The following is an 8,339-nucleotide window of genomic DNA, read 5'->3' as shown; positions in this document are numbered from 1 at the left end:
CCGTCCAAGGGGAGCAATGACCACCAATCCGTATGAGATCGATCTCGACAAGAACCCGGCCAACTTTCAGCCGCTGACGCCATTGTCCTTCCTGAAGCGCGCGGCGGAGGTCTATCCAGACAAGCTCGCCATCATCCACGGGCCGCTGCGCCGCAACTATGCGGAGTTCTATGCGCGTTGCCGGCGGCTCGCCTCGGCGCTCTCGGAACGCGGCATCGGGCTCGGCGACACGGTGGCCGTGATCGCGCCGAATATCCCGGCGATGCTGGAACTGCATTATGCCGTGCCGATGATCGGCGCCGTGCTCAACACGATGAACATCCGCCTCGACGGACCGATCATCGGCTTCATGCTCGATCACGGCGAGGCGAAGGCGCTCTTCGTCGACCGCGAATTCGCGGGGCTCGGCAAGGAGGCGCTCGCCCACGCCAAGGCGAAGCCCTTCGTCATCGACATCGACGATCCGGAATATGACGGGGCGGGAACCGCCATCGGCGAGATGGAATACGAAGCCTTCCTTGGCCAGGGCGACCCCGGCTTCAACTGGCAACTCCCCGCCGACGAATGGCAGGCGATCAGCCTCAACTACACGTCGGGCACAACGGGCAACCCCAAGGGCGTCGTCTTCCATCATCGCGGCGCCTATCTCCTCGCGATGGGCAACATCGTCACCGCCGGCATGACGCATCATTCCGTCTATCTCTGGACGGTGCCGATGTTCCATTGCAACGGCTGGATCTTTACGTGGTCAATGAGCGTGGTCGCCGGCACGCATGTCTGCCTGCGCCGCGTGACGGCGAAGAACATCTTCGACGCGATCGCGACCCATGGCATCACGCATATGGGCGGTGCGCCGACGGTGATGGGCTTTCTCATCAACGCGACCGAAGACGAGAAGAAGCCCCTGCCGAACACGGTGCATTTCTTCGCCGCCGCCGCGCCGCCGCCGGCCGCCACCATCAAGAAGCTCGAGGATCAGGGCTTCAACGTGATCCATGTCTATGGCCTTACCGAGACCTATGGGCCCGCCGTGGTCAATGCCTGGCACGACGAATGGGACGAACTCGAGGTCAATGCCCGCGCGCAGGTAAAGGCGCGGCAGGGCGTCAACTATCCGGTCCTCGAGGGGCTTTCGGTGCGCGATCCCGAGACGATGGAGGAGGTCCCGCGCGACGGCGAGACCATGGGCGAAGTCATGTTCCGCGGCAATGTCGTGATGAAGGGCTATCTCAAGAACCCGAAGGCGAGCGCGGAAGCCTTCGAAGGCGGCTGGTTCCACTCCGGCGATCTTGGCGTCTGGCACAAGGACAATTACATCCAGCTCAAGGACCGCTCGAAGGACATCATCATCTCCGGCGGCGAAAACATCTCGTCGCTCGAGGTCGAGGACATCCTCTACAAGCATGCCGACATCATCGAGGCGGCCGTCGTCGCGCGGCCCGACGATAAATGGGGCGAGACGCCTTGCGCCTTCATCACGCTCCGGACAGGGGCGACGGTGACGGCGGACGAGATCATCGCCTATTGCCGCGCCAATCTCGCGCATTTCAAATGCCCAAAGACGGTCGTCTTCACGGAGCTGCCGAAGACATCGACCGGCAAGGTGCAGAAGTTCAAGCTCAGGGACATGGCCGGAAAGCTTTAGGGCGAGATATTCTTTCCGCCCCTTTCCCTTCGCCCCCCATTCTGTCACCCCGGCCTTCGTGCCGGGGCCCAGTGGCTGCTTGCACGGAGTTTGTTGCCCCTGGATCCCGGGACAAGCCCGGGATGACACCGCCGCTGGTGTGAGCCCGTCCAAATGGACGGTCCGCCTTTGTTCGTTGCGCAGCACTCTGCCGGCATCAGGATTTTCATCTGCCTCCAAGGGAGAGCGCCATGAACGTGGTCGCAACCGAACGCAGCGACGATCCCGGAGTCATTTTCGATCCCGGTTTCTATGCAACGCATGGCTATCCGCATGAAGCCTGGACGCGACTTCGGCGCGAGGATCCGGTGCATTTCATGGACGATCCGGAGCGTGGCCCCTTCTGGGCGGTGACGCGCTACGAAGACATCGTGACGGTGGGCCGCGACGCGCGGCGCTTCATCAGCAGCCCGGGCGTCGCGCTCAACAAGCTCAATGACAGTTCCGAAATGTCGTCCTTCTCGATCCCGATGATGCTGATGATGGACCCGCCGAAGCACGGCAAGTATCGCGGCGTGGTGCGCGACCGCTTCACGCCGCCGGCGATGAAGGGGCTCGAGGAACACATCGTCGCCAAGACCCGCGAGATCGTCGATGATGTCGCGCGGCGGCGACTTGAGGCGGCGGCGGATGGCGGCGAGATCGACTTCGTGACGTCGGTGGCGGCGCGCCTCCCGCTCGACGTCATTCTCGAACTCCTCGGCGTGCCGGTCGAGGATCGCGACGATGTGTTCGCCTGGAGCAATGCGGTCATCGGCAGCGAGGACCCGGAATTCGGCAGCGAGGCCGCACCGCGCGACGTGATCCTGAAATCCGCCATGGCCTTTTTCGAGTATTTCTCGCGGCATGTCGCAGCAAAACGCGCGGCGCCGAAGGACGATCTCGTGAGCACGCTGATCGCCGGCCGCGTCGACGGCGAACCGCTCGCCGACATGGACATTCTCGGCTTCTGCTTTTTGCTCGCGCTCGCGGGCAACGAGACGACGCGCAATGCGACCAGCGGCGCGCTGATGGCGTTGATCGAATATCCCGAAGCAGCGGTCATGCTTCGCCGGCAACCGGAGCTGATGCCGACCGCCGTCGAGGAGATGCTGCGCTGGGTCGCGCCGATCGTCTACATGGCGCGTACGGCGTCGGACGATACGGAGCTCGCCGGTCGCAGGGTCGCAAAAGGCGACAAGCTGGTGCTCTTTTATCCCTCGGCCAATCGCGACGAGAGCGTCTTCAACGATCCCTTCCGCTTCGACATTACGCGGACGCCGAACGAACATCTGACCTTCGGTTTCGGGCGGCATCGCTGTCTCGGTAACGATCTCGCGCGGATCGAACTTCGCTCGATCATGAGCGAGGTCATCCACCGCTTTCCGGACATCCGCCTCGCCGGCCCCGTCTCGCGCCTGCGCTCGAATTTCGTCGGCGGAATCAAGCATCTGCCGGTCGCGTTCGGGTAGGTATTCCCTGTCAACAAGCGATCCGAAAACAACAAAGCGCCGGGCTTCACCGCCCGGCGCTGTCGCATTTCAGACTTGCAAGGGAGAGGCCGTCAGGCGGCTGATCGTTTGCCTGACAGGCGTTCGATTTCTTCCTTCAGTCGAAGCTTGTGCTTCTTCAGCGCTACTATGCGGAGATCGTCGCTTGAGGGGTGATGGATTTCGGTCTCGATTTCCCTTTGCAGGGCTTGGTGCCGATCACGGAGTTCGGCGATATGCGAGTCCAGAGCCATATGTATACCTACCTTTCGTTGGGGTGGGTAATGCAGAAGAAGCATGACTCTTTTTTGACGGCTTGTCGAACCCCTCTCGCAAAGAGAGCAAAGAGAATGTAAATCTCGATCCCATGAGCGAAACGAAACGCATTATCGTCGGGATCTCGGGCGCGTCCGGCGTCGCCTATGGCGTCCGCCTGCTTGAAATGCTGAATTCGCTCGATATCGAGACACATCTCGTCATGACCAAGGCGGCGGAAATGACGCTCGGTTACGAGATGGATCTGAGCGTCTCGAAAATAGAGGCGCTGGCGCACACGCGTTACCAGCTTATGGATGTCGGCGCCGCGATTTCGAGCGGTTCGTTCAGGACGCTCGGCATGATCGTCGCGCCCTGTTCGATCCGCAGCATGTCGGAGATCGCGACCGGCGTGACGTCGAACCTCCTTACGCGCGCCGCCGACGTGGTGCTGAAGGAACGCCGCCGCCTCGTGCTGATGGTGCGCGAGACGCCGCTCCATACCGGCCATCTGAGGACCATGACGCATCTGTCGGAAATCGGCGCCGTCATCGCGCCGCCGGTACCGGCCTTCTATACGAAGCCCGAGACCGTCGACGACATCGTGACCCAGACGGTTGCCCGCGTTCTCGATCTCTTCGGCCTCGAGGCCGAAGAGACGCGCCGCTGGGGCGAGGACGTTAAGGGCGGCCGCCGCAGCCCCGTCCGCCCGAAAAAGAAATAGTCAGGGAAAAGCCCTGTCGAGGACCACGGCCAGACGCGCCCGCCGCGCCGGCGCGGTGAGGGCAAGATTACGCGCCCCGAGCCAGGTCGACAGGTTGCGTTCCGCGAGCGCCCGGCGATCGCCGGCGTCCGTGTCGGCCTCGGCTGGCAACAAGGCTTCCAGTTCCGCGTGCATCACCCGTTCGGCAGCGAGTTCCAGCCGCTTCACCTCCGCCCGCAAGGTACCGTCAGGCGCCAGATGCTTGAGTTCCCGCCGGACGGCCCGCAGCGGCGCAACGACCCGCATGCCCCAGTTCTCGCCGACGGCGATCATCGCGGCCGCGAGTTCCTCATCCACCGCCCTGTCCCGGGAGGCCACATAAAAGCAAAAGAGCAGAAGCGAGACATCGAGGCCATCCTCGTCCTGCAGGGCAAGCAGAGCCGTCTCGACACCCGGCCGGGCATAAAGGTCCGCCGAAAAACCCCAGAACCGCTCAAGCCTGTCCTCGACCATGATCCCTCCTTTGCGCCCGTCCTTTCCCCGCGTCATATCATCGGCTTGCCCTTGTCCGCCAATGCGGCCATAAAAGATCAGGGATGCGGGGCCGCGTCCCTCCTGGATCGGGGCACCGGGCGCCCCATCCTGCCGGACGGCCCCTTCACATTGGGCGTCGATGACCGAACAGGAAGAACAGGAACTGCGGTTTGTTCTCGCGCAGCTCAAGGAAGAGCACCGCGATCTCGACACCGCGATCCTCGCCATCGAGTCGACGCCGAGCCCCGACCATCTCCAGATCAAGCGCCTGAAGAAGCGCAAGCTCTACCTGCGCGACCGGATTCGAGAAATCGACGACCAGCTTTTTCCGGACATCATCGCGTAGGACGTCCCGGATCGCGTTGGGCGCCCAGACTTTATTCCGATTTGTTCTTGGCCTGATACATCGCCCTGTCGGCGCGATTCAACGCGTCCTGAGGCTCATCGTCGCCCGTGAAGGCGATAGCCCCCACTGAGATCGACAGGGGTATCGCCGTGCCGTTCACGACGAGCGGATTATCGGCGATCAATTGCGCCAGCGAACGCGCCTTGTTCTCGGCCGTCTTTTCGTCCGCACGCGCCAGAATGACGCCGAACTCATCGCCGCCGAGGCGGCCGATGACATCGGATTCGCGCACATGCTCGCTCAGAAGCTGCGCCAGATGCGTCAGCGCCGCATCGCCGGCAGCATGGCCGTGCGTGTCGTTGACCTGCTTGAAATTGTCGATGTCGAAATAGGCGAGGCCCGACGGTTCCTTGTAGCGCCGCCCATAGGCGATGACGCGGGACAGTTCGCGGACGAAGGCACGGCGGTTGAGCACCGGGATCAATGGATCGCGATCGGCAAGTTCCTCGGCATCCTTCAGCCGGCGGCGGACCTGGTCCATCTCGCGGCGCAGACGTTCCACCTCGGCCATGATCGACATGAGGGCATCGCGGACCTTGGGCGTCAGTTCGGCTTCCGGGATGCCCATGAAGCTCACGGCATCCGTCACGGTCCTGCCGCCGGCCCCAGCCGGCTTGCCCGCCGCATCCCCGCGTTCACCGCGGGCCGGCGAAGACGATGCGCCTCCGAGCGGCCTGCTGTCGCCGATCTTCATACCAGACCCCACCGGCGCGCTTCCTACCGGTCCCGGTGCTTCCGCCGGATCGATGCATCGGGCCCCCCAAACGAATCGAAGATGCCACCGTTCGCCCAAAAATGCCACCCGGCTGTCCCATAGTGACGCAGGCCGCCTTGCCAAGCGAGGGCGCTTGCCTATACTCCCTCGCTTTCCGCGCCGGGGGCTCCCTTCGGCGGAGCTCTTGGACGGCGAAAAATGGCAGCACAGGCTCTGGTCGGCATCATCATGGGGAGCCAGTCCGACTGGCGGACCATGAAGCACGCCGCCGAGGCGCTCGAGGCCCTGGACGTCCCGCACGAGGTGCGGATCGTCTCCGCCCACCGCACGCCCCAACGGCTCGTCGAATATGCGACCACGGCCCGGGGCCGGGGTCTCAAGATCATCATCGCGGGCGCCGGCGGTGCGGCCCATCTGCCGGGCATGACGGCTTCCATGACGCCGCTGCCGGTCTTCGGCGTTCCCGTCCAGACCAAGACGCTCAACGGTCAGGATAGCCTTTTGTCCATCGTGCAGATGCCGGGCGGCATTCCGGTCGGCACGCTCGCCATCGGCGAGGCGGGCGCCAAGAACGCGGGCCTGCTCGCCGCCGCCGTTCTGGCGCTTACCGATCCCGCCCTTGCCAAGCGCCTCGACGCCTATCGCGCCGCGCAGACGGACGCGATCGGCGAGACACCGGTGGACGAGTAATCCGTTGACGATCATCGCACCCGGCGGGCGTATCGGCATTCTGGGCGGCGGGCAGCTCGGGCGGATGCTCGCGGCCGCCGCCGCCGAACTCGGCTTCACCTGCCACATCTATTGTCCCGATGCGGACGCGCCGGCGATGGACGTCGCCGCCGCCGGAACGCGCGCCGCTTATGAAGACGCGGAGGCGCTGGCGCGCTTTGCCGACAGTGTCGATGTGGTGACCTACGAGTTCGAGAACGTGCCTGCGGAAACGGCGCGCATTCTGGCCGAACATGCGCCGGTACGGCCGGGCGTCGCCGCGCTGGCGACGGCGCAGGACCGTTCGGTCGAGAAGAATTTCCTCGCTTCGCACGGCATTGCGACGGCGCCCTTCGCCGATGTCGACGACGAGCGTTCTCTCGCGGCGGCGATCGAGGCGATCGGCACGCCCGCAATTCTGAAGACGCGGCGGTTCGGCTATGACGGCAAGGGTCAGGCGAAAATCGCAACGCCTTCGGAAGCGCGGGCGGCTTTCGATGCTATCGGTCGAGCGCCGGCGATCCTCGAAGGTTTCGTGCCTTTCGAGCGCGAGATTTCGGTCGTCGTCGCGCGCGGGCTCGACGGCAAGACAGCGGCCTACGATCCGGTCGAAAACGTCCACAAGCATCACATCCTCGACCGTACCTTCGCGCCGGCCATGCTCGCGCCGACGCTTGCCGACGACGCCCGGGCCATCGCCGCGAAGATCGTCGACGAACTCGACTATGTCGGCGTGATGGGCGTCGAAATGTTCGTGTTGCCGGAGGGCACCGCCCCCCGCCTTCTCGTCAACGAAGTCGCACCGCGTGTCCACAATTCCGGGCACTGGACGCAGGACGCCTGCCTCGTCAGCCAGTTCGAGCAGCATATCCGCGCCATTTGCGGCTGGCCGCTCGGCGACCCAAAGCGCCACTCCGACGCCGTGATGACCAATCTGATCGGCGGTGACGCCGATCGCTGGCTGCAGATCGCGGCCGAAGGAGATACCGCACTCCACCTGTATGGGAAGGCCGAGGCGCGCCCCGGCCGCAAGATGGGACATGCGACCCGCCTTTATCCCCTGGGAACGCTCCGGCCGGACACGTCTCGTTAAGGAGCTTGGGTCAAACTTCGTCGTCCGTGGCCCCGATGCGGGCAGAAGGAACGACGCCATGGACCTCGCCCCGGCGAAAGGCACGACGCCGCAGAGACGGCCCGAGTTCGAATATGAAGGCTTCAACGCGCTGTTCGATTACTGGAACAGCCTGCGTGGCGGTGTCTCCGTTCCCGGCACACGCGATTTCGATCTCCTCCACCTCACAAGCCTGCTTCCGGATATCGTCGTTTCCGAGTTCCATTCCGAGTTGGACATACGGCATCGCTTCGTCGGGCCGGCAGTCGTCGAAAGATTCGGCTACGATCCGACGGGAAAGAACAGCCTGCTGAACCAGAGCGACAACATGCGTCCGCAAATCGGCCGCTATTACGGAGAAGTCGTCAATCGTCCTTGTGCGGCATTCGCCCGCTTCACCAATCTTTATAGTTCAGGCCGCGAATCCGTCGCCGAGGGGCTTTATCTTCCGCTGCACTCCCGTACCGCGCGATGGTTCGTCAACCTCAACCGGGTCGTGAGGTTTTCGGACTGGCTGGACGAATATCCGCAAACGCTGACGGCGGCGCGCATTCTCGATCTTGAATGGATCGATATCGGCTTCGGCCGGCCGACGACGCCTGCGTCCGGTTGATCAGCCGCGCCCGTAACGCAGCCTGCCCAGAAGCCCGACGGGATCCGGCAACCAGTTCGTCGCTTTTTTCACGCTCGCCTTCACCTTCTCGATGCGCATCACGTCGTCGATACGCCGGTCGAGAAAGCTCCATGTCTCGGC

The 8,339-nt window shown here is 63.8% G+C and carries 10 protein-coding genes; 7 read left to right on the top strand and 3 right to left on the bottom strand.

Going from position 1 to position 8,339, the window contains the following annotated elements:
- Positions 1–16 precede the first annotated feature (16 nt).
- Positions 17–1,645 (top strand): acyl-CoA synthetase, encoded by a 1,629-nt coding sequence (locus tag VMR03_RS03000; protein WP_325402141.1) that lies wholly within the window; start codon positions 17–19, stop codon positions 1,643–1,645.
- 230 nt (positions 1,646–1,875) lie between these two features.
- Entirely contained in the window at positions 1,876–3,135 is a 1,260-nt protein-coding gene (locus VMR03_RS02995) for a cytochrome P450 (protein ID WP_325402139.1), read from the top strand.
- A 92-nt stretch (positions 3,136–3,227) separates the two neighbouring features.
- Here VMR03_RS02995 and VMR03_RS02990 read toward each other — a convergent pair whose 3' ends face one another.
- The gene (locus VMR03_RS02990; RefSeq protein WP_325402137.1) at positions 3,228–3,407 is read right to left on the bottom strand and encodes a YdcH family protein; all 180 of its coding nucleotides are present in this window, start codon (positions 3,405–3,407) and stop codon (positions 3,228–3,230) included.
- Positions 3,408–3,520: 113 nt separating this feature from the next.
- Here VMR03_RS02990 and VMR03_RS02985 point away from each other — a divergent pair, with 113 nt between their 5' ends.
- On the top strand, positions 3,521–4,132 hold the full coding sequence (locus tag VMR03_RS02985; protein ID WP_325402135.1) for a UbiX family flavin prenyltransferase: 612 nt from the start codon (positions 3,521–3,523) through the stop codon (positions 4,130–4,132).
- Here VMR03_RS02985 and VMR03_RS02980 read toward each other — a convergent pair whose 3' ends face one another.
- The gene (locus VMR03_RS02980; protein WP_325402133.1) at positions 4,133–4,624 is read right to left on the bottom strand and encodes a TIGR02444 family protein; all 492 of its coding nucleotides are present in this window, start codon (positions 4,622–4,624) and stop codon (positions 4,133–4,135) included.
- 160 nt (positions 4,625–4,784) lie between these two features.
- On the opposite strand from VMR03_RS02980, the gene VMR03_RS02975 reads away from it, so the two are divergent.
- Positions 4,785–4,991 (top strand): YdcH family protein, encoded by a 207-nt coding sequence (locus VMR03_RS02975; protein ID WP_325402131.1) that lies wholly within the window; start codon positions 4,785–4,787, stop codon positions 4,989–4,991.
- Between the two features lie 31 nt (positions 4,992–5,022).
- Here VMR03_RS02975 and VMR03_RS02970 read toward each other — a convergent pair whose 3' ends face one another.
- The gene (locus VMR03_RS02970) at positions 5,023–5,745 is read right to left on the bottom strand and encodes a GGDEF domain-containing protein (RefSeq protein ID WP_325402129.1); all 723 of its coding nucleotides are present in this window, start codon (positions 5,743–5,745) and stop codon (positions 5,023–5,025) included.
- Between the two features lie 219 nt (positions 5,746–5,964).
- Between VMR03_RS02970 and purE the strand changes: the two genes are divergently transcribed.
- Genes purE through VMR03_RS02955 form a run of 3 tightly spaced genes read left to right on the top strand, consistent with a single transcriptional unit; the run spans position 5,965 to position 8,198 of the window.
- Entirely contained in the window at positions 5,965–6,456 is a 492-nt protein-coding gene (gene purE / locus VMR03_RS02965; protein ID WP_325402127.1) for a 5-(carboxyamino)imidazole ribonucleotide mutase, read from the top strand.
- Between the two features lie 4 nt (positions 6,457–6,460).
- Positions 6,461–7,567, top strand: a complete 1,107-nt coding sequence (locus tag VMR03_RS02960) for a 5-(carboxyamino)imidazole ribonucleotide synthase (RefSeq protein ID WP_325402125.1) — start codon at positions 6,461–6,463, stop codon at positions 7,565–7,567.
- 58 nt (positions 7,568–7,625) lie between these two features.
- Positions 7,626–8,198: a PAS domain-containing protein gene (locus VMR03_RS02955; protein ID WP_325402123.1), complete on the top strand. Its 573-nt coding sequence runs from the start codon at positions 7,626–7,628 to the stop codon at positions 8,196–8,198.
- The last annotated feature ends 141 nt before the right edge of the window (positions 8,199–8,339 follow it).

This window comes from Parvibaculum sp., assembly GCF_035511255.1.
Classification (GTDB): domain Bacteria; phylum Pseudomonadota; class Alphaproteobacteria; order Parvibaculales; family Parvibaculaceae; genus Parvibaculum.
Note: the sequence above shows the minus strand (reverse complement) of the source record. Positions and strands in the feature narration are given on the sequence as shown.